Here is a 19,176-nt window from a genome sequence, read left to right as displayed (position 1 = left end):
TCGGAATCTGATAACAGCCGATGAAAGAGGAGCAGCGGATCGGTCACCGCGACGGGAAACGCGGTCGCTAGCCGCATGGCGATTCTTTCTAACGGAGTATTTGAATGAGACATGTGTGGCGTTGGTTCGGCCCAGTCGACAAGGTGACGATCGCGGACGCGCGTCAGGCTGGTGCGCAAGGCATCGTCTCAGCCCTTCACCACGTTCCTTACGGCGCCGTCTGGCTGCCCGCCGAAATCCAAAACCGCCAGCGCGAAGTCGCATCTTTGCCGGATGGAAGCGCAAGCGATCTGAACTGGGAGATCGTCGAGAGCCTGCCGGTTTCCGAAGCGATCAAGACGCAGGTCGGCGAGTGGCGCAGCCATATAGCCAACTACAGGACATCGCTGGAAAACTTGGCGCAGGCCGGCATTTCGGTCATCTGCTACAATTTCATGCCCGTGCTCGACTGGACCCGCACCGACCTCACCTGGCGCCTGCCGCATGGCGGCACCACCATGCGCTTCAATCTGGTCGACTTCGCCGCATTCGACATCCATATCCTGAAACGCCAAGGGGCGCTCGGCGATTACACGCCGGAGATCGCCTCCGAGGCGGAGCGGCGACACGCGCAGATGGATGATTTTGCACGCAAGGTTCTGGCAAGAAGCGTCAATTCCGGTCTGCCCGGCTCGACCGAAGGCACGTCTCTCGACGGTCTCGCGGCTCAACTGTCAAATTATGACCGCATCGACGCAACAACCCTGCGCCGGCATTTCGTCGATTTCCTGTCGGAGGTCGTGCCTATGGCCGAACGCCTCGGCCTGCGTCTCTGCTGCCACCCTGATGATCCGCCGTTTCCGCTGCTGGGCCTGCCGCGCGTCATGTCGACCGAGGCCGACTATCGGTACATTCTGGACGCAGTCGACAGCCCGGCCAACGGGGCGACACTGTGCACGGGATCACTCGGTGCAAGACCGGATAATGATCTGCCCGGCATGATCGAGCGGATTGGGCCAAAAATCCACTTCGCGCATCTGCGCAATGTGCGCAAGGAAGCGCCCGGCATCCCCTGCTCGTTCCACGAGGATGAGCATCTTGCCGGCGACACCGACATGGTGGCGGTGGTGGCCGCGCTACTCCACGAGGAAGCGCGGCGCAAGAAGGAAGGGCGCCCGGACGCCGTCATCCCAATGCGCCCCGACCATGGCCAGGATATCCTCGACGACCTGACGCGTGGGGCCCAGCCCGGCTATCCGGCCATCGGTCGGCTAAAAGGATTGGCCGAACTCCGCGGCGTCGAACATGCCATTCGCAAGTCGACATCGGGCGAGCGGATATCCACTTCCACCCCCGCCTGATGAGTGCGGAGAGAGCACTAGAATAGACCAGGAGGAAAGGGCCCAGAGAGGTCCGCGCCCGGTATTCGCTAAGCGCGGAGCCATCAGACTTCGACCATTGGACATCCCGCAACGGGCCTCCGATTGTGCATAATCGCAGTTTGCGGTTTGAGTCCGATTGCAATCGGCTAGCGTGCGCTAGTTATTGCTCCATCCAGCCGGTGTTGAAAGGAACTCTAGGCAGCGGTTGGGAATTCATACCCTGGGAGGAAATCACGATGAGAAAGTTCGCCGCCGCTCTGGCCGCAGCCGCAGCCGCAGCCGTCACGCTCTATTCGTTCGTCGCGGGCGCGCAAACCTATCCCGAACGCACCATCACCGTTGTGGTGCCGTTTTCGGCCGGCGGCCCGACCGACACGGTCACGCGCCTCGTCGCGGAAGCCATGTCGAAGGATCTCGGTCAGCAGATCATCGTCGAGAATGTAGGCGGCGCCGGCGGCACACTGGGCGCCGGTCGCGTCGCGCAAGCCGATCCCGACGGCTATACGCTGCTCCTCCATCACATCGGCATGGCGACAAGCGCGACGCTATACAGAAAGCTCGCATACGACACGTTAAACGGCTTCGAGTATGTCGGCCTCGTCACCGAGGTGCCGATGACCATCGTCGGCCGCAAGGACCTCGAGCCGACGGATCTGAAAGGGCTGGTCGACTACGCCAAGGCCAACAAGGATACCGTCACCGTCGCCAATGCCGGCATAGGTGCGGCCTCGCATCTGTGCGGCATGCTGTTCATGAGCGCGATCGGCACGCCGCTGGTCACCGTACCCTACAAGGGCACCGGCCCGGCCATGACCGATCTTCTCGGTGGCCAGGTCGACATCATGTGCGACCAGACGACCAACACCACCAAGCAGATCCAGGGCGGCACGATCAAGGCCTACGCCGTCACCTCGCCGCAACGCCTCGATGTGTTGCCCGATCTGCCGACGACGACGGAAGCCGGTCTCCCGGAAGTGCAGGTCGGCATCTGGCACGGCCTCTACGCGCCCAAGGGCACGCCGGCCGACGTCACCGAGCGCCTGTCGAAGTCGCTTCAGGTCGCGCTGAAGGACCCGAATGTCGCCGCCCGCTTCGCCGAGCTCGGCACCAAGCCGTCGTCCGACGCAGATGCGACGCCGGCGGCGCTGAAGGCCAAGCTGGAAAGCGAGATCGCGCGCTGGAAGCCGATCATCGAAGCCGCCGGCCAGTACGCCGACTAAGGTTTTGAACGGGGCGCCACTAGCGCCCCGTTTTCGCTTCGGCCGCGTTTTCGCACTGCATCGGCGCGCCCGCGGCGCGGGCCTGGGAGGACGTCATGAAACCTTTCACGATCGACACGACCAACGGCATATGCGCCGCGCTGTTCATCTTTCTTGGCGGATTTTTCGCTCTGCAGTCGCTCGGCCTCGAAATCGGCACCGCCTTCCGCATGGGACCGGGCTATTTCCCTCTGGTCCTGGCGATCGTGCTGATCCTGCTTGGCGCCGTCATACTCGTCGAAGCGGTGCGCTTCGAGAGCGAGCCGATCGGGCATATAGCCTGGCGCGGCATGCTGTTCATCCTCCCTGCCCCGATCTTCTTCGGCCTGACCGTGCGCGGCATCGGCTTCATCCCCTCGATCTTCCTGACGGCGCTGATCGCATCCTTTGCCAGCGGCCGCATGAGGCCGCTGACCGCGCTCGTGCTCTCCGCTTGCCTGACGCTGTTTGCGTTCCTCGTCTTCAGCTATGCGCTCGGCCTGCCGTTCCGGCGCTTCGGCCCGTGGCTGCCCCCATGGCTGGTATGGTGAGAGGATGAACATGGAACTCCTCGACAACCTCGCGCTCGGCTTTTCGACGGCCACGTCGCTGGCAAACCTCGGTTTCTGCCTGATCGGCGTCCTTCTCGGCACGCTGATCGGCGTCCTGCCCGGTATCGGCGCCACCGCGACCATCGCCATGCTGTTGCCGATCACCTTCCAGATCGGCGACCCGGTTTCCTCCCTGATCATGCTCGCCGGCATCTACTACGGCGCGCAATATGGCGGATCGACCACCGCCATCCTCATCAACATGCCCGGCGAATCCTCGTCAGCCGTCACCGCGATCGACGGCTACCAGATGGCCAAGAACGGCCGCGCCGGGGCGGCACTCGCGATCGCGGCGATAGGCTCGTTCTTTGCCGGCACGGTGTCGACGTTCCTCGTTGCCATCTTCGCTCCGCCGCTGACGGCGATCGCGCTGCAATTCGGCGCGGCCGAGTATTTTTCGCTGATGATCGTCGGTCTCGTCTCGTCCGTCGCGCTCGCCCACGGCTCGATTGTCAAGGCGCTGGCGATGGTCGTGCTCGGCCTGCTGCTCGGCATTGTCGGCACCGACATCTACACCGGCACACCGCGCTTCACGCTTGGCATCCGCGAATATGCCGACGGGCTGAATTTCGTTGCGGTGGCGGTCGGCGTCTTCGGCGTCGCCGAGATACTGCGCAACCTCGAAAACGAGCACGAGCGCTCCGTGATGATCCGAAGCGTCTCCGGCCTTATGCCGACCCGCGAGGACTTTCGGCGTATGGCGGCGCCCATCGTGCGCGGCACGATCATCGGTTCGGCGCTCGGCATCTTGCCGGGAGGCGGCGCGATCCTTGCAGCGTTTGCCTCCTACACGGTCGAAAAGCGCGTATCGAAAAACCCCGGGGAATTCGGCAAGGGCGCCATCGAAGGCGTCGCCGGACCGGAATCGGCCAACAATGCCGGCGCGCAGACCTCCTTCATCCCAATGCTGACGCTCGGCATTCCGGCCAACCCGGTCATGGCGCTGATGATCGGCGCGATGATCATCCAGGGCATCGTGCCCGGTCCCAATGTCGCGATCGAACAGCCGGCGCTATTTTGGGGCATCATCGCCTCGATGTGGATCGGCAATCTGATGCTGATCGTTTTGAACCTGCCACTGATCGGGCTTTGGGTAAAACTCCTGACGATTCCCTATTACGTGCTCTTCCCGATCATCATGGCGTTCTGCTCGATCGGTGTTTACAGCGTCAACACCAACATCTACGACCTCTACGCCGTCGCCTTCTTCGGCTTCCTTGGCTACCTCCTGACCAAGCTACGCTGCGAGCCCGCGCCGCTGCTGCTCGGCTTCGTGCTTGGCCCGCTGCTCGAGGAAAACCTGCGCCGCGCCATGATTCTCGCGCGCGGCGACCCGAGCACCTTCCTCACCAGGCCGATCAGCGCCGGCCTGCTCTTCATCGCGCTCGCCGTGCTCGTCATCGTCTTCCTGCCGGCGGTCAAGAAGAAGCGCGAAGAGGTGTTCGTGGAGGAGAATTAGCGAACGTCACGCGGCTGCCTGTCCACGGACGCGGCCGCCGATGCGGCCCCCGGTTTCCGAATCGAACAGAAAGACGGCGGTGTCCTGGAAGGTGATGCCGATCGGCTCATCCATGTCGTAGTGCGCCGATTTATCGGCCTTGACGGTTACGGTGGCCCCACCGAATTGGCAGGTGATCAAGGTATAATCGCCGATCAGTTCCACAGCGTAGACCCGTGCCGCAATCTTGCCCTCCGATGGGCCCGTGACCCGGCAATCCTCGGGCCGAAGGCCGGCAGTGACCTTTTTCCGGCTCTCGGCAACGCTGGTCGCAAATCGTCCTTCCGCACACACGAAGGTACCCTCGACCAGCTCGCCATGGAGAAAATTCATCGGCGGTGAGCCGATGAAGCCAGCGACGAACAGGTTCGCCGGATCGTCGTAGATCTGTCGAGGTGTCGCGATCTGCTGCACGACGCCACGGTTCATGATGGCAACACGGTGAGCCAAGGTCATGGCCTCGATCTGATCGTGGGTGACGTAGATCGTCGTCACGCCCAGATCGGCCTGCAGGCGCTTCAGCTCCGAGCGCATGTGGCCGCGCAGCTTGGCGTCGAGATTGGAGAGCGGCTCGTCCATCAGGAAGACGCTCGGCCGCCGCACCATGGCGCGGGCAAGCGCGATGCGCTGCCGCTGACCGCCGGAAAGCTGCCGTGGATAGCGGTCGAGGAACTCCTCAAGGTGGACCTTGACGGCGGCGCCGCGGACGGAGGCGTCGCGCTCTGTACGCGGCACGCCCCGCAGCTTCAGCGGATATGCGATGTTCTCCGCAACCGTCATATGCGGATAGAGCGCGTAGGACTGGAACACCATCGCCACGTCGCGATACTTGGGCAGCACATGGGTGACGTCGCGGTCGCCGATGAGGACGCGGCCGGAACTCACCGATTCAAGCCCGGCGACCATGCGCAGCGCCGTCGTCTTGCCGCAGCCCGAGGGGCCGAGCAGCACCAGGAACTCGCCGTCCTGGATCTCCAGGTCGAGCCCTTTGACCACCTCGACCGCGCCGAAGGACTTGTAGATATCGGACAGTGTGACCCGCATATCGACTAGCCCTTCACTGCGCCGACCAGCAGCCCGCGCGCAATGTGCTTCTGCAGGATGCTCGAGATGACGATCACGGGGGCGATCATCACGGTGATCAAGACCGACATGTTCCACCATTGCGGCCCGCGCGTCGTGTTCTGTGCCGATACCAGCACCGGCATCGTCTGCGCGTCGGCATTGGAAAGGAAGAGGGCCAGCAGATACTCGTTCCAGGCAAGGATCAGCACCAGCAGAAAGGTCGCGACCAAGCCGGATCGCACCAGCGGCAGCGCGATGGTGAAGAAAACGCGGAACTTGGAGGCCCCGTCTATCTGTGCGCTCTCCTCAAGGTCGAGCGGGATGCCGGCGAAAAAATCGCGAGTCAGCCACACGACGATCGGCAGGTTGATGGCGGTGTAGGTGGCGATCAGCGCCACCTGTGTGTCAAGCAGGCGCATCTGCTGGAACATAACGTAGATCGGCAACACAGCGACGATCGGCGGCATGATGCGGTTGGAGATGATCCAGAATTCAATGTCGTTGTTGCCGACGGCAAGCCTCGTGCGTCCAACGAGCGTGAACAGCGCGATGATGAAGAGAGCGGCCGCCACGGCAACGGCGATCTCCCACTGCACGCCGAAAGTGGCCACCGCGACGATGATTGCGGTGAGGAGGATCAAGAAGAGCGCAACGGCCGCGAGCTTCACCTGGAAGCGGATACGCACGAGCGCGTAGGCCGCCAGCGAGCCGATCAGGACTGCGAGCAGCGTGCTGGCCACCGCGACAACGACCGAATTCATGTAAGGGCGCAGCGTGTAATTCTGCACGAGCATGAAGTCCCATGCCTGCAGCGAGGGGGCAAAGTCGACGAACGGGAGATAGAACGGCCCATTGTCGACCTCCCCCGGCCCCTTGAAGGACGTGATGAACACCCAGTAGAGAGGAATCACCACAACGAGCGTCCACAGGAACAGCAGCGCATAGGTCACGACCCTGGCGACCGGCGCCTGGCTGTCGATCGAGGCCGGCTCGAACAGCCGGCGCGCCAGTGAGCGCGGCTCGGCGCTCATGCTTCGAACCGGCGCGCAGGCCGGACCACAAAATTGAAGAACGAGACGCATACGATGGTCGAGATGAAGAGAAGCATGTAGCCGACAGCGGCCGAGCCGCCGAGATCCTGGGTGCGCCAGGAAATGAAGGAATGGAGCGTCATCGATTCCGTCGCCAGGCCGGGGCCACCGCCGGTGAGCACGTTCGGCAGGTCGATGATCTTGAAAGCCTCGATGAGCCGGATCAGCACCACGGTAGCGGCAATCGGCGCGATTGCTGGCCAGGTAATGTCGCGAAAGATCTGGAAGCCGTTGGCTCCGTCGAGCCGCGCCGCCTCGACCTGGTCGCGCGGCTGGTTCTCAACGGCCGCCAGCAGCACGATGAACATGAACGGCGTCCACTGCCAGGTATCGCCGACCAACACCATCAGCCGCGCCGACCAGGCCTCTGTGGCCCACGACCACTCGCTGATGCCGAAAGCGCGCACGATCGGGGCGAAGGGGCCCTTCTGCATGTCGGCGAGCATGCGAAACGTGTAGGCGATGCCGACCGGGGTCACCATCAGCGGGATGAAGAAGAGGACGCGAAAGAAATTCCTGCCGCGAATTGGCTGGCCGCAGAGGAGCGCGAGGCCCAGCCCCAGTGCGAACTGCACGGACACACCGACGAACACGTAGAGAAGCGTGTTGACGACAGTTCCCGGCACGCCGCCCGGTGCCATGGTGGCCAGCGCGAGAACCGCCAGGCCCATAGCCATTGCCGTCGCGAGAAGGCGACCAATCACGCCGGCGATGGTCGGCCTGCCACGCCAGAGATAGCGGGCGAGAAGAAAAAGCAGCCCTGCCGCGACCAACGCCAGCAAAGCGGATTGGACAAAACCGAACGTGCCGAATTTGCCGAGCAAGTGATACTGCTGCGAGCCGACCAGCAGCTTGCGGAAGTTCACAAGTCCGATGAATTTCAGCGTGAATCCGCCCGGCGCGAGCGCAAAGCGCGAAAGCGCGAGATAGGCCGAGATGATGAGCGGAAAAATCGCGAAGCAGAGAAGCACGACGACGGCTGGCAGCACCATGATCCGGCCCGAGTGACCGTCCAGCCATTCGGCCCAGCTGCGGCGGTCGGCAGCTTCTGGCATAGTGTCGGTTGCGGTCATCATAACCCGGGAATGTGGGGCAGGCATGAGACCCGGCGCGGACCGATGCCACGCCGGGTCGATTGCTTGGCCACCTATTTGGCGCCGATAGTCGCCTTGTAAAGTTCGAGCTGCTTGTCTTTGCCAATCTCGTCGTTCAGCTCATTCCAGCCTTCCTCGACCGCCGAAACCGTCGCTTCCTTGTCGATTTCGCCGGCAAGGAAGCGCGAGACCGCTTCGTCGAGCACGACCTGCTGGTATTTCTGATTTTGTGGAATGCGCAGGTCGAGGATCATGTTCGGGCTGCTCATGCTGTCGTTGATCGCGCCCAGGTACACTTTGGCCTCCTCCTCGCTCATGTTGGCCTTCTTCCAAAGGTCGCTGTAGCTCAGCTGCGAGGTGCGATACGGGTTGAAGCCGGTGCCGCCGACGGTCACGTCGGCGTTCGACTGTGCCGGCTGCGTCATGAACGAGAAGTAGGCGTAGGCGGCGTCCTTTACCTTCGGATCGGCCGCCGCGTTGATGCCGCCGCCCCAGCCGCCAAAAGCTGCGAAGGGTGCATGGTTCACGCCGTCGATCGCGTGCGGGCAGTTTTCTGCCGTGCAGGCCTCGAGCTTGCCAGTGTCCCAGTTCAAGACCTCCTTGGATCCGGGCATGATCGCCGCGCCCCATTTGCCCATCACCTTGGACTGGGCCGGATCGATCGAGATCGTGCCTACATCACCCCAGTCGAGGTTTAGCGCGCAGCGGCCGGAAGCGAAGAGCGGCCTTGTATCGCTGACATCGAGGTTCAGCTCGTCCGGCGGGCCGTATTTGGTCGATTCAGACAGGAAGTCGAGCGCCTTGCGGAAGGCGTCGTTGTTGACGAGCGGCGTCATGTCCTTGGTGTTGAAGAAGGTGCCCTGGCTGGTTCCCTTGGACTGGGTCATCGAGCCGACCACATCGGTGACGAACCAATAGCTCTGCGCGTTGCGCTTCTTGGCGATGCACGAGCCGAAATCCGGAGTGCCATCGCCGCTCATGTCCTTGCCGTGCGTGGCCTTGGCGACCTCGAGATACTCGTCCCAGGTCTTCGGCACCGCCAGGCCGGCGGCTTCCAGCACGTCCTTGCGGTAGTACATCATGTGGAAGTCGCCATCGAGCGTGATCATGTAGGTCTTGCCGCTGTACTTCTCGGAGAAGTCCCGGAAGAACGCGCCCACATCGTCCTGCTGGATGTCCTTGTCGGCCTCGACCCGCGGCGTCAAGTCCTCGAGGTAGCCGCCGGCAATATAGTCGACCATCCATTGCGGGGCGAACACTCCGGCGTCGACCGAATTGGTGCCGCTCGCCCAGTCGGTGAGAATCTTTTGATAGAGATCCGAGAAGGGCACCGCGATGACATTGATCTTGGCGCCGGTGAGCGCTTCGAACTCGGGCGCGCGCCTCTGTAGCGGCTCCTGAATCGCCCCGGTCTGCGTAATGACGTTCACGGTAACTCCCGCAAACGGCTTGTCCTGCGCGAAGGCAGGTGCGCCAACCAGCGCGGCAAAGGCCGAAACGCCGGCCAGAAAGGCCCCAATTCTCATCAGACTTCCTCCCATATTGACCGGGACCTGTTCCTGCGGACCAAGCCGACGGCATCTCCCCGTCGGTTGCCGTCGCCAGAGCACGGCACCAACGCTCCTCAAGTACAATATCGGCATCACGCAGCGAGTCCAGTGCCTTGCCGCAACGGAAGATGAGGTGCCCAGCCGGGCTTCCCAGCTGATGCATGTCGCTCAAAAGCATGCCCTCGGGCGTGCCCGGGGTGCGCAGTCATTGCAAGTTGGTGTGGCGGTACAACATCAGCTTGTGCGCGTCGGGTATCTGCTGCGCCAGGCCGAGCACAACGCTGTCGAGCAGGACGAGGCAGGATTGCTCGAACAGGCTGCCGCCAAACTGTTTCGATTCCCCGACAGGGACATGCAGCGTGACATCGGCAATGCCGGCCAGGGTCCCTGCCGGCTCATGCGTCAGCGTAACGACCTTGGCACCCTCCGCCTTGGCGATGCGGGCAAAGCCTGTGCTGACCGGCGTCTCCCCAGAGCCGGAGACGATCAGCAGCGCATCGCCCCTGCGTATCGAGGGCGCCGATACCTCACCGACAAAATGCACCGTTCGGCCAAGATGCATGAGCCGCATCGCGCCCATCTGCGCGACAAGGCCGGAGCGTCCCTGCCCGGAAAAGAACCATCGCTGATCGGGGTCATCGAACGCCTGCACCAGCCTTGCAAAGGCGTCGACGTCGATCCGGCCAAGAAGGTCGGTTATCTCCTGTCCCACGGCCAGCCACGGCCTGGATTGGGCAATCTGTCGCGAATCCATCGTGCTATCTCTTTCGGGCTTGCAGATTCTGTGATGGCGCTGCCGACCACGAGGATTTCGGGCTCGACTGCGATCACCGCTTCCAGCGTGTCGGGGCCGATCCCGCCGGCGAGCGAAACCAGAAAGCCGCGATCGTGCATCTTTTTCACGGCGTCGATATGTGAGGTGGAGGTCTTGCCCGCCAGCCGCGCGTCGGTTGGCGAATGGACCGCGACATAGCCGAAGCTTTCGGGGAAGACAGCATTCAAAGGAAGCAATTCTGCCTTGCCCGTCTCGGTGATGGTGTCGACGATGACCGTCGCGCCGAAGGCGGCGGCACGTCTTCCCACCGCGTCATGCGTGGCGGACGAAGCACACGACAGCACCGTCATGAACGCGGCACCGGCGCCGAATACCATATCGGCCTCGAACTGGCCGCCGTCGACGGTTTTGGTATCAGCCAACACCTTGACGCCAGGGCAGAGCTCGCGCGCCGTGGTGATGGCGGAGAGGCCAAGGCGTTTCAGCAACGGCGTGCCGATCTCGATAATGTCGGCGAACGCCTTCATCTGCGGGAGCAGGGCCAGGTGTTCAGGCTTGTCGAAGGCGACTTGGAGGAGCAAGGCGGTTCTCTCGGATTAAGGCAGCGGGTGCGACGTGAAGACAACGCCCAACCTACTGTCGTGTGCCTCGTAGTCGAAATCTGCCATAATCCAGCAACCTCCGAGCTGGTCCGCATAGGGAGAGCAAATCATACCCTGCAAAGCAAGTGTGGTTCTTGTCGAAAGCAGGAGCGGGCCAGATCAGCGCCGACACCACAGCAAAGCAATATGAGGTAGTCTCTTGACCAGATTGTTTGAGCCGACCGGATGCAAGGTCGATCTGTCGACCGGCGCGATGGGAAATGCAACCGGCAGCTACCAGAAACGCTTCCGCGATCTGGACGGGCTCTACGCGGACGCCGCGGCCTTCGAAGCCATGTGCGCGACATGGGGCGAACGCATCGTCTACGAGGTCTCCGAGTTCCGGCCGACCGAGCAGTCGGGAGACTTGATTTTCGGCGTCACGCGCATGGCGCCCGGCAAGGTCGGCGACGAGTATTTCATGACACGCGGTCACATCCACAAGCAGGCCGACCGGCCCGAGATCTACTATGGCCAGAAGGGCCATGGCCTCATGCTGATGGAATCGCCGGAAGGCGAGATCCGGATCCTGCCCGTCGAAGCCCAGACCGTCTGTTACGCCCCCCCTTTCTGGATCCACCGCTCGATCAATGTTGGGGAAGACGATCTGGTGATGCTGTTCTGCTACCCCGCCGATTCAGGGCAGGACTACGAGATCATCGCAAGATCGGGCGGCATGCGCTCGCGCGTGGTCGCCGGCGATGGAGGCTGGAAGGAAGTCGACAACCCGGATTGGCGACCGCGTGATGCGAAGCTGATCTCCGCCCTCTATGGGCAACAATCCCGCACGGTGCCGGCATGAAGGCTTCCTTCGAGATCACTGCTTCATTTCGCGCTGCTGAAATCCGGGAGGTCGGCAAATGAGCCGCTACCGGCCGGCTACCCAGCCGACGTTCTATTTTATCGGCGTCACGACGACGAGCAGTTCGATCATGCGGGTTTTCCCTGCATGGGCGCGCCACCTCCGGCTGAAGGATGCGCTTCTCAAGGGCATCGACTTTCCACTTCATGCCGATCCGGAGGCCTACCGTGAGGTCGTCTCCTTCATAAAATCCGACCCGCTGTCGCTCGGCGCGCTCGTCACCACGCATAAGATCGATCTCTTCAACGCGGCGCGCGGCCTGTTCGACGTGATCGATCCGCATGCTCGCCTGATGCACGAGACCAGCTGCCTGTCGAAGCGGGGCGGCAAACTCATCTGCCATGCCAAGGATCCGATCTCTTCGGGCCTTGCGATAGATGGTTTCATCCCGGCGGGATACTTCGCGGACACCAGTGCGGAAGTCCTGTCCATGGGCGCCGGCGGATCGACGATTGCGATCACCTGGCACCTGATGCGCAAGCGCGCCGACGTGCCTTCGCGCATCATTGTCACCGACCGTTCGCAGCCGCGTCTCGATGAAATCGAGCGCATCCACAAAGACATGATGTCGACGGTCGAGATCGAATATGTCCTGGCAGACCGGCCCGAGACCAACGATGAGACGTTGGCGGCGCTGAAACCCGGCTCGCTGGTGATCAACGCGACGGGACTTGGCAAGGACGCGCCAGGCTCGCCGATCACCGATGACGGCGTGTTCCCCAAGCGCGGCATTGCCTGGGATCTCAATTATCGCGGCGACCTGATCTTCCTCGACCAGGCAAGGCGGCAGCAGGCCCGACAGCAGTTGCAGATCGAGGACGGTTGGACATATTTCCTGCATGGCTGGACGCAAGTGATCGCCGAGGTCTTCGATATCCCGATCCCGGTGTCGGGGCCGGATTTCGACGAGATTTCGCGCATCGCCATCGAAGCGGCGAAAGGGTAATGCCGTGGAATGCATTCTCGCCACGCCGCGCTCGCTCTGACCGATAGACAGAGGATCACATGCTTGCCCATCTCAGGACCGTGTCGAAATGAACGGCGAGCTTTTCCTCGCCATCGATGTCGGCACGGGCAGCGTCCGCGCCGCACTGGTCGATGTCAGCGGCAAGATCCTCGAACTTGCGTCGCGAGAGCACGACCAGATCGTGCCGGAGTTCGGCTGGGCCGAACAGCGGCCGGTTGACTGGTGGGAGGGGGCGCGAACGAGCGTCAAGACGGTGCTGGACCGCGTCGATGGCGCCCGCGAACACATCTCCGCCATCTGCGTCTGCGGGCAGATGCACGGGCTGGTCCTGCTCGACGCGCACGGAGCGCCGACCCGTGAGACCGCACCGCTCTGGAACGACAAGCGCTCCGTTGATCTCGTACGTCGCTTCGAAGAAGAAAATGAGCCGGACAGCTACCTGCCCGAAAGCGGCAACACGCCCACCCCCGCATGGCCGGCCTTCAAACTGCAATGGGTCCGAGACAACGATCCCGCCGCATACGCCCGCAGCGCCGTCGCCATCATGCCGAAGGATTACATCAACTACCGGCTGACCGGCGAGATTGCCATGGATACTGGCGACGCGTCGTGCAGCTTCCTGATGAACCCAGAGCGGCTCGACTGGTCGCCGGTGATGATCGAGCGCATGGGTCTGGACGCCGCCAAGCTGCCGCCGATCCGCAACCCGCTGGATGTCGTCGGCCACGTCACCAAACAGGCGGCGCGCGACACGGGCCTGAAGTCTGGAACCCCCGTGCTGGTCGGCGGTGCCGACTATCCGGTGGCACTGCTCGGTTCAGGCGCTTGTCGGCCGGGAATGGGTTCCGACAGCACCGGCACGGGCGCCATCATCACGGCGATCGCGGAGAAGCCGCTGCTTGACCCGGAGATCTCGAACGTTGCGACGATCGAAGGCAACTGGGCGCAGTTCGTGCTGCTGGAGACTGGCGGCGACGGCATGCGCTGGGCACGTCGCGCCTTCCACGGCAACGCGCTGTCCTATGACGAGATCGTCGCCCGCGCCGCCGAGGCACCTGCCGGTTGCGACGCATTGCTGTTCATGCCCTTTCTCACTGGCGAGCGCCTGGGGCGCCATCGCAATGCCCGCGCACAGTTCTTCGGATTGGGCGCCGCGCATGGCATGGAGCATCTGCACCGCTCGATCCTGGAAGGCATCGCCTTGGCCATGACGCGTCACATCCGCATCATGGAACACGCGTCAAACAAGCCGCTGGAGCGCGTTATCGCCGCCGGCGGCGGGGCGCGCACCGAACTCTGGCTGAAGATCAAGGCGAGTGCCTTCAACATTCCGATCCTGGTTCCGCGGGAGCCCGAATGCGGCATCGTCGGCTGTGCCGCGATGGCCGCGACGGCGACAGGCCGCTTCGCGCGCGTCGAACAGGCGGCCGAGCGTTTCGTGAGCTACGGCGCCGAAATCCTGCCGGACCCCAGATGGGCGGAGACCTACAGGCGCACCCAACCGGTTTTCGACCGGCTCTACCACCACAGCCAGGCGCTCTACGACGACCTCGACGCGCTGGCGGCCGCCACGCAGCCGTGACCCATCTCAGGCCAGCCGAACCCTGCCTGCAGCGACGGACTTGGCAATCACGCACAGCAGTTCGAACATCATCGTTGCCCCCGCCAGCGCCGTCATCCCGCCAAGATCGAACGGCGGTGCCACTTCCACGACATCAGCGCCGACTATGGCCACAGTGTCGAGAAGGCGGACCATTTCCTGCGCTTCGCGGGTGGTGAAGCCGCCAAGCTCAGGGGTGCCGGTGCCGGGCGCCATCGAGGGGTCGATGCAATCGATGTCGAAGGTCACATAGGTGGGACCGCTGCCGACAATGCCGCGTGCCTCTTCCATGACGCTGGCCGCGCCTCGCCGGACAAACTCCTCCATGTAGATGATGCGGATGCCCTGAGCGATCGCCCAATCATGCTCGTTGGGCTCGTAGATGGAACCGCGGATGCCGATCTGGACGACACGTTTGGGATCGAGCAGGCCCTCTTCGATGGCCCGCCGGAAGGGTGTGCCATGCGTGTAGGGATTGTCGCCGAAATAGCGGTCATTGGTATCGGAATGCGCGTCGAAATGGATCATGCCGACTGGCGCATCGCGCGCGACCGCACGCAGCACCGGCAGCGTCGTCAGATGATCGCCGCCGGCAGCAAGTGGAATGGCACCGGCTGCGACAATTGCCGCGATGCCGTCCTCGATGCGCTTCAGACCGTCCAGGAGATTGATCGGATTGACCGAGAGGTCGCCGACATCGGCAATGTTGGCGATGCTGAATGGCTCGGTTCCCGAGACGTGATGGGCCCGCCGCATCAGGCTCGACTGGTTCCGGATCTCGCGCGGACCGTGCCGCGCGCCGGCGCGGTTGGTCGTGCCGCCATCCCACGGTATGCCGACGAGTGCGATGTCCAGCCCCTCGGCACTTGCCACGGCGGGCAGTCTCATGAAGGTCGAAAGCCCGGCGAAGCGGGGAACTGCGGCGGCGTCGACCGGCTGGAAGAAATTGCTGTTCATGTTCTCGTCACCTCAGAAGAATTCACGTTTGACGATGTTGGCGAGCCGCGTCTCGCAGTCGTCGAGCAGCCATCGGCCCTTTTCCGCCGACGAGCCCTCGGTCAACGAAAGGACGCCGGACGGCGGCACGTCCTCGGACGGTCTGGGATAGCGGTCATAAGGCTTGAATTGCGCGGGACCGTCATGCAGCGCCTTGCCGAGATCGACGAGCTCCGGGCGCAGCGCCAGCATCATCGATGTCTCGATCACGCTCGCATGCTCCAGCTCGATGCCGGGGTAGCCGTCGGGGAACACTTTCGCCAGCGTTTCGCCGCGCACCATCTCCCAGTGGTCGACGCGCAGGATCGTCAGGTCCGTCGCACGTTCGCGGCCGATGGCGTCGAGCGCCAGTTCGATGCCTTCGATCGACGGACCAATGTTCTCGTAGTGGCCGTTGAGCACAACGATGCGTCGGACCTTCTGGCGATACAGATCGCAGATCACATCCTTGACCAGAAGCGAGAAAGTCTGTGCCGTGATGTTGATCGTGCCGGGAAAGGCTGGGCCGCCGCCTGACCGGGGCTGCGAGCGGTTGCCGTAGGCGATCGTCGGCGCCACCAGTCCTCCGACCTGCGACGCCACCTTTTCGGCGATAGCGGTCGGGATCACCACATCGACATTCATCGCCATGTGGTGGCCGTGTTGTTCGGTCGCGCCGAGCGGCAGGAAGACGGGAGCGCCGGCGGCGATCCGCTCCTTAGCCTCGGGCCACGACAGCTCAGCCAGGAAAACGCGGTCTTTCATGATCATCTCTTCTCAAAGCATCGCCGCGCCACCATTGGCGCCCAGGCATTGTCCGGTGAAAAAGGTTGCGCCGGGGCCGGCCAGGAACACCACCGCGGCGGCGATTTCATCCGGCCGTCCGATCCGCCTCAGCGGGTGTGTTGTTTCCAGCGCGCGCTGGCTCTCGGTCAGCGCGTCGAAGCCGAGAAGCGGCGTGTCGGTCGGCCCGGGCGCCACGGCGTTGACCAGGATGCGGGGCGCAAGTTCGCGTGCCCAGGAGCGGGTAAGGCCGAGCAACGCCGCCTTTGTCGCACAATAGACTGAAGCGCCCGACCGGCCGAGATAGGCGAGCTCGGAGGCGATATTGATGATGCGTCCGCCATCGGGAAGATGCGGCAGGACTTCCCGCGCCACGATGATCGCGCCCCGCACATTGACGGCGAACATTCGGTCGACATGATCGAGCGAAATCCCGCCAAGCGGTGCTTCCTGCAGGATGCCGGCATTGTTGACGAGGATGTCATAGCCGCCAATCCGGTCCCTGCCCTGCCCGACCGCGGTAATGATGTCGGTTTCGCTGGCGAGGTCGCAGGCAAGAATGGGGAAATCGCCCTCTGACGCCTCGAGATCGAGCCCCAGAACCGTGGCCCCCGCCTCGCGCAAGGCGTGCGCGGTCGCGCGGCCGATACCGCTGGCTGCGCCAGTGACCAGCGCGCGTTTTCCGTGAAGCGGGCTTACCAAGGCACTTCTCCCCTGTCGACACCAAGCGACTGCCCGGTGATGTTGGCTGCAAGTTCCGACGCCAGGAAGAGATAGGTGCCCGCGATGTCAGCCGGCTCCATCAGGCCCGGCAGGGCCTGCGCACCGACGATGCTTTCGAGCAGCGCTGCCTCGCTGACGGCGTCTCTCTCGGCCATGCGGCCGAGCGAGCGCATCGACGCATCCGTGCGAACCCATCCGGGACAGACCGCATTGACGCGGATGCCCCTGGCCCCGAGTTCCTTGGCCCAGGTCTTCGTCAGGCCGATAATGGCGTGCTTGGAGGCGACATAGGCGCCGAACTGCGCCTCGGCAACGCGGCCCCAGATCGATGACGTGTTGACGATCGAACCGCCGGCCTGCATGCGCGGCAGAGCACGCGCCGTGACGAGCGCCGTGCCGATGATATTGATCTCGATGATGCGCCGGAAGGCGGCTTCGACATCGTCGCCGCTGTCGGTGATCGGCGTCATCAGTTCGAGCCCGGCATTGTTGATGAGCACGTCTATGCGAGCGACAGGTTCGAAAGCTGCCGCGACGGCCGAACGATCGGCAATATCGGCTTCCGTGCTGGTGGCGCCCAATTCACGCGCCCGTTCGTGCACAGCCGCTTCGTTGGCGATGAGATGCAGGCTGGCGCCGGCTTGCGCAAAACCCTCAGCGATGCCGAGCCCGATGCCACGGCTGGCCCCGGTGATCACGACCGACTTTCCGGAGAAGGAGAGGCTCATGCGACCACTCCCGTCTCGTTGCGGATCAGATGCAGGACCCTGTTGCGCAACTCGAAGAATTTCTGCGTTTCCCGGATTTCCAGTGGCCGTTGCGGACCCAGCTCGGCCGCCACATCGATGTCGGCCACTACCGAGGCCGGCCGGCGCGAAAACAGGATGATCCGGTCGGCGAGGAACACCGCTTCTTCCACGTCGTGGGTGACGAAGATGACGGTCTTTTCCTCGCGAATCTGGATCTGTCGCAACTCGACCTGAAGGCGCTCGCGCGTCAGCGCGTCGAGCGCACCGAAAGGCTCGTCCATCAACAGCACGTCCGAACCGGCGGCGAGCGTGCGCGCTATGGCCACGCGCTGGCGCATGCCGCCCGAAATCCGGTTCGGATAGGAACCGGCGAAGTCGGCAAGCCCGAACAGTTCAAGATAATGGCGCATCCGCTCGGCTTTCTCGCTCGCGCCAAGGTCCTTCCTGTAGCGCATGCCGAAGGCAATGTTCTTCTCGACAGTCAGCCAGGGAAACGACGAATAGGACTGGAACACCATGCCGCGCCGTCGATCCGGTCCGACAACTTTTTCGCCGCCGAGCACGATCGAGCCCGAGCTAGGTTCGTCGAGGCCGCCGACCATCCGCATCAAGGTTGTCTTGCCGCAACCCGATGGGCCTAGGAAGACCACCAGCGAATTGCGGTCGAGACCAAGATCGGTTTTTCGCACGACATCGACCGGGCCGAAGGACTTGGCCGTATCGACGAACTGAATGTAGCCGCTCGCCATGACCTATCCCTCACAGATACCGGAAGAGCCGGCGGTGAAGCAGGCGAAGCAGCTGGTCGGTGATGAGGCCGATCAGCCCGATGACGACGACGCCTGCCATTACTTCGGGCGTTTTGACGAAGCGGCGCGCCGTCCAGATCACGTAGCCGATGCCGGAATCGGCCGCGACAATCTCGGCGATGATCAAATATGTCCAGCACCAGCCGAGCGTGATCCTGAGATTGTCAATCAGGGTCGGCCCCATCCAGCGCAAGGCGACATCGGTCATCACTTGCCTCGAGCTGGCGCCGACGGTGCGGGCGACCTCGACGAACTCCTGCGGCACCCGCCGCATGTCATCGGCCACGAGAAGCACGAGCTGGAAGAAAGTGCCCAGCCAGAGCAGGAAGATTTTGGTCTCCTCGCCGACGCCGAACCAGATGATGGACAGTGGCACAAGTGCGGGAACCGGAAGATAGCGGATGAAATCGATCATCGGCTCGAGTGCGGCTCCGACAATCCGGTAGCTGCTCATCATGATGCCGATCGGGATGGCCATGGCCGCGGCGAGCAGGAAGGCGATCCACACACGTGTGGTCGAGACCACGACATGCCAGACGAGGTTCTGCTCGGTCAGCATCGTCCACAAGGCGATGACGACGCGGCTTGGTGAGGGGAGGAACTGCGGCGCAATAATGCCCGCGCGTGCCGCCAGCTCCCAACCCGCGACGACCAGGGCGGCCGCCGCAACGCTGACGGCGGATTCCGCCATCGGCGAAGCTCGGCCGCGAAAAACAAACAGACTGCTGAACAAGATCACTATCCCCGGATGCCGGCATGGCATGGCCGCCGGCGGGCGCCGGAA

At 63.3% G+C, this 19,176-nt stretch carries 19 protein-coding genes; 7 read left to right on the top strand and 12 right to left on the bottom strand.

All coding sequences use genetic code 11. From position 1 onward, the window contains the following. Positions 1-104: 104 nt before the first annotated feature. From uxuA to EOB36_RS16990, 4 genes are all read left to right on the top strand, one after another. The gene (gene uxuA / locus EOB36_RS17005) at positions 105-1,340 is read left to right on the top strand and encodes a mannonate dehydratase (RefSeq protein WP_128285293.1); all 1,236 of its coding nucleotides are present in this window, start codon (positions 105-107) and stop codon (positions 1,338-1,340) included. Between the two features lie 257 nt (positions 1,341-1,597). After that, complete coding sequence (locus EOB36_RS17000; protein WP_128285292.1) at positions 1,598-2,581, top strand: tripartite tricarboxylate transporter substrate-binding protein; 984 nt, start codon at positions 1,598-1,600, stop codon at positions 2,579-2,581. 95 nt (positions 2,582-2,676) lie between these two features. Continuing rightward, entirely contained in the window at positions 2,677-3,150 is a 474-nt protein-coding gene (locus EOB36_RS16995; protein WP_128285291.1) for a tripartite tricarboxylate transporter TctB family protein, read from the top strand. A gap of 10 nt (positions 3,151-3,160) precedes the next feature. Further along, positions 3,161-4,669, top strand: coding sequence for a tripartite tricarboxylate transporter permease (locus tag EOB36_RS16990; protein ID WP_128285305.1), 1,509 nt, complete (start codon positions 3,161-3,163; stop codon positions 4,667-4,669). 6 nt (positions 4,670-4,675) lie between these two features. On the opposite strand, the gene EOB36_RS16985 is transcribed toward EOB36_RS16990, so the two are convergent. The 6 genes from EOB36_RS16985 to EOB36_RS16960 form a co-directional block, all read right to left on the bottom strand. Continuing rightward, positions 4,676-5,752 carry an ABC transporter ATP-binding protein gene (locus tag EOB36_RS16985; protein ID WP_128285290.1) on the bottom strand — a complete coding sequence of 359 codons (1,077 nt, stop codon included), beginning with the start codon at positions 5,750-5,752 and terminating at the stop codon, positions 4,676-4,678. Positions 5,753-5,757: 5 nt separating this feature from the next. Then, positions 5,758-6,804: a carbohydrate ABC transporter permease gene (locus EOB36_RS16980; RefSeq protein WP_128285289.1), complete on the bottom strand. Its 1,047-nt coding sequence runs from the start codon at positions 6,802-6,804 to the stop codon at positions 5,758-5,760. Next, complete coding sequence (locus tag EOB36_RS16975) at positions 6,801-7,919, bottom strand: sugar ABC transporter permease (protein WP_164547147.1); 1,119 nt, start codon at positions 7,917-7,919, stop codon at positions 6,801-6,803. Before EOB36_RS16975 ends, EOB36_RS16980 begins: the two co-directional genes overlap by 4 nt. A gap of 92 nt (positions 7,920-8,011) precedes the next feature. Next, positions 8,012-9,484 carry an extracellular solute-binding protein gene (locus tag EOB36_RS16970; RefSeq protein ID WP_128285288.1) on the bottom strand — a complete coding sequence of 491 codons (1,473 nt, stop codon included), beginning with the start codon at positions 9,482-9,484 and terminating at the stop codon, positions 8,012-8,014. A gap of 229 nt (positions 9,485-9,713) precedes the next feature. After that, positions 9,714-10,262: an SIS domain-containing protein gene (locus EOB36_RS16965; protein ID WP_128285287.1), complete on the bottom strand. Its 549-nt coding sequence runs from the start codon at positions 10,260-10,262 to the stop codon at positions 9,714-9,716. Then, a complete protein-coding gene (locus EOB36_RS16960) occupies positions 10,205-10,864 on the bottom strand; it encodes an orotidine 5'-phosphate decarboxylase / HUMPS family protein (RefSeq protein ID WP_128285286.1) in 660 nt (219 codons plus the stop codon). The genes EOB36_RS16965 and EOB36_RS16960 overlap by 58 nt, the downstream gene beginning before the upstream one ends. Positions 10,865-11,084: 220 nt before the next feature. Here EOB36_RS16960 and EOB36_RS16955 point away from each other — a divergent pair, with 220 nt between their 5' ends. The 3 genes from EOB36_RS16955 (at position 11,085) to EOB36_RS16945 (ending at position 14,335) form a co-directional block, all read left to right on the top strand. After that, positions 11,085-11,726 (top strand): glucose-6-phosphate isomerase, encoded by a 642-nt coding sequence (locus EOB36_RS16955; RefSeq protein ID WP_128285285.1) that lies wholly within the window; start codon positions 11,085-11,087, stop codon positions 11,724-11,726. 58 nt (positions 11,727-11,784) lie between these two features. Continuing rightward, positions 11,785-12,732: a shikimate dehydrogenase gene (locus tag EOB36_RS16950; protein ID WP_128285284.1), complete on the top strand. Its 948-nt coding sequence runs from the start codon at positions 11,785-11,787 to the stop codon at positions 12,730-12,732. A gap of 88 nt (positions 12,733-12,820) precedes the next feature. After that, positions 12,821-14,335 carry an FGGY family carbohydrate kinase gene (locus EOB36_RS16945; protein ID WP_128285283.1) on the top strand — a complete coding sequence of 505 codons (1,515 nt, stop codon included), beginning with the start codon at positions 12,821-12,823 and terminating at the stop codon, positions 14,333-14,335. A gap of 6 nt (positions 14,336-14,341) precedes the next feature. On the opposite strand, the gene speB is transcribed toward EOB36_RS16945, so the two are convergent. Genes speB through EOB36_RS16915 form a run of 6 tightly spaced genes read right to left on the bottom strand, consistent with a single transcriptional unit; the run spans position 14,342 to position 19,083 of the window. Beyond that, the gene (gene speB, locus EOB36_RS16940) at positions 14,342-15,310 is read right to left on the bottom strand and encodes an agmatinase (RefSeq protein ID WP_126105456.1); all 969 of its coding nucleotides are present in this window, start codon (positions 15,308-15,310) and stop codon (positions 14,342-14,344) included. A 12-nt stretch (positions 15,311-15,322) separates the two neighbouring features. Further along, positions 15,323-16,093, bottom strand: a complete 771-nt coding sequence (locus EOB36_RS16935; RefSeq protein WP_126105455.1) for a creatininase — start codon at positions 16,091-16,093, stop codon at positions 15,323-15,325. A 12-nt stretch (positions 16,094-16,105) separates the two neighbouring features. After that, complete coding sequence (locus tag EOB36_RS16930; protein WP_126105454.1) at positions 16,106-16,813, bottom strand: SDR family oxidoreductase; 708 nt, start codon at positions 16,811-16,813, stop codon at positions 16,106-16,108. Continuing rightward, on the bottom strand, positions 16,807-17,562 hold the full coding sequence (locus EOB36_RS16925; RefSeq protein ID WP_128285282.1) for an SDR family oxidoreductase: 756 nt from the start codon (positions 17,560-17,562) through the stop codon (positions 16,807-16,809). Before EOB36_RS16925 ends, EOB36_RS16930 begins: the two co-directional genes overlap by 7 nt. Then, the gene (locus EOB36_RS16920; RefSeq protein WP_126105452.1) at positions 17,559-18,332 is read right to left on the bottom strand and encodes an ABC transporter ATP-binding protein; all 774 of its coding nucleotides are present in this window, start codon (positions 18,330-18,332) and stop codon (positions 17,559-17,561) included. Before EOB36_RS16920 ends, EOB36_RS16925 begins: the two co-directional genes overlap by 4 nt. Positions 18,333-18,342: 10 nt before the next feature. Beyond that, on the bottom strand, positions 18,343-19,083 hold the full coding sequence (locus EOB36_RS16915) for an ABC transporter permease (protein ID WP_245457962.1): 741 nt from the start codon (positions 19,081-19,083) through the stop codon (positions 18,343-18,345). Positions 19,084-19,176: the final 93 nt, after the last annotated feature.

It is taken from the genome of Mesorhizobium sp. M6A.T.Cr.TU.017.01.1.1 (assembly GCF_004023115.1).
Classification (GTDB): Bacteria; Pseudomonadota; Alphaproteobacteria; order Rhizobiales; family Rhizobiaceae; genus Mesorhizobium; species Mesorhizobium mediterraneum.
Note: the sequence above shows the minus strand (reverse complement) of the source record. Positions and strands in the feature narration are given on the sequence as shown.